Here is a 524-nt window from a genome sequence, read left to right as displayed (position 1 = left end):
ATTAATACCCTTACCTAACTCAATTGTGATTCCTACCCGCTTGAACTCCTGAATAAACCAATCCTTATACCCTGCATGGCTGTCAACATATTGGACAGCACGGTATCCGCTCCGCTCCTCAAACTCTTTTGCTATATTTGCTGCCTGCTCTGGTTCATGTCCTTCATATCCCCAATAAAACTCTTTTCCCTGTGTATGAAGCGCTAGCACTCTTTCAAAATTTCGTCTTTCAGCCAACTCCTTCATGGCCACTGCTTCTGGCTCTGATAAACAGGTCTCTCCTGGAAAATCCCTCGGTGCAGGCGCCTTTGGAACCTTCCTCTTCTTTTCAATCTCCCAATTAGCTGGATATTGATTATTCAGATCTACTCCACGGATATTGGCTTTCCAGGCATAAAATGCAGGGTTATCATTATTTATTTTCAGCACATCAACCTTTTCCTCTGCAGCCACCGCCCCCTTGAGGACAAGATCAACCCCATCCGGGTTTACCATTGGAACCATCGAAATAGTCACATCTCTAT

General features: G+C 44.7%; 1 protein-coding gene. It reads right to left on the bottom strand.

Features of this window, described 5'->3' with window-relative positions; translation table 11 throughout:
- The coding region (locus tag AC1DUW_RS32170; protein ID WP_477644630.1) for a M14 family zinc carboxypeptidase at positions 1-524 on the bottom strand (524 nt) is incomplete at both ends.

The sequence above is a fragment of the Peribacillus sp. P4_C12 genome (assembly GCF_056402095.1).
This window is presented reverse-complemented; position numbering and strand designations above follow the sequence as displayed.